Origin of the sequence: Rhodococcus zopfii NBRC 100606 = JCM 9919, from assembly GCF_001895025.1 — a bacterium.
GTDB classification, from domain to species: Bacteria; Actinomycetota; Actinomycetes; order Mycobacteriales; family Mycobacteriaceae; genus Rhodococcus; species Rhodococcus zopfii.
On the sequence record NZ_BCXI01000130.1, the window covers coordinates 1 to 1,012 of the forward strand.

At 66.3% G+C, this 1,012-nt stretch carries 1 protein-coding gene; it reads right to left on the bottom strand.

Going from position 1 to position 1,012, the window contains the following annotated elements:
- Positions 1–7: 7 nt before the first annotated feature.
- On the bottom strand, positions 8–916 hold the full coding sequence (locus tag RZ1_RS29440) for an IS5 family transposase (RefSeq protein ID WP_072816489.1): 909 nt from the start codon (positions 914–916) through the stop codon (positions 8–10).
- Positions 917–1,012: the final 96 nt, after the last annotated feature.

A 1,012-nucleotide genomic window follows, 5' to 3' on the forward strand; every position in this document is an offset into this window, starting at 1 on the left:
CCGTGTTTCATAAGCCCGGGGTGCGGAGCCACTGATTGATCGCGGCAATACGTACGGTGGCGGTGTAGCGGACCGCAAGCTTGTCGTATCTCGTTGCTACAGCGCGGTTCTGCTTGAGCAGATTGATCCCGCACTCGACGGCGTGCCGCTGTTTGTAGTGCTCGGTGTCGAAGACGGGTGGGCGACCACCGGATGAGCCCTTCTTCTTCCGATTCGCGACCTGGTCGGTCTTGGCCGGGATCGTCGACCTGATTCCTCGCGTGCGCAGGTAGGCGCGATTGGCAGCACTGCTGTACGCCTTGTCCGCCAGTACCGCATCAGGGCGGCAGCGCGGTCGACCACGACCGCGCCGCGGCACCCGAATCGCCTCGAGAACGGCCTCGAACTGCGGACTGTCACCGCACTGACCTGCAGTGACGATGAGTGAAAGGACCTTGCGGCCCTGCTCGCAGGCCAGATGCATCTTGGTCGTCCAACCGCCGCGGGAGCGTCCCAACGCGTGATCATCGGGCTCGGTGTCGACACCGCCCGGTGGCTCGGCCTGCCGATCGCCGCACCGGCGGGCACCGGCTGCGTGCTGGTGTGCTCGGGCGATGGTCGAGTCGACGCTGACATCCCACACGATCGCGCCGGCAGCGTCCGCGCAGGCCTGCACGCGGGTGAGGATCTGCGCCCACACCCCGGCGCGTTGCCAGCGCCGGAACAGTCCGTACACCGTCTGCCACGGCCCGTACCGGTCCGGAATGTCCCGCCACGGGCATCCTGTACGGATGCGCCACCGGATCCCGTCGATGAGCTGGCGTTTCGTCCACTTCGGCGGCCGGCCCGCCTTCTTTCCCCGCGGCAGCAACGGCTCCAACCGCGCCCACTGCGCGTCGGTCAGATCCGCCCGCCCCGGTACCGCTACGCTGGGCACGAGGTCTCCGGTATTCAGGTTTGTCTTGGTCGATTAACCCTCTACCGGAGACCTCGCTCATTCAGCTGTCATGACACGCCAGTGGGGCAATGAATT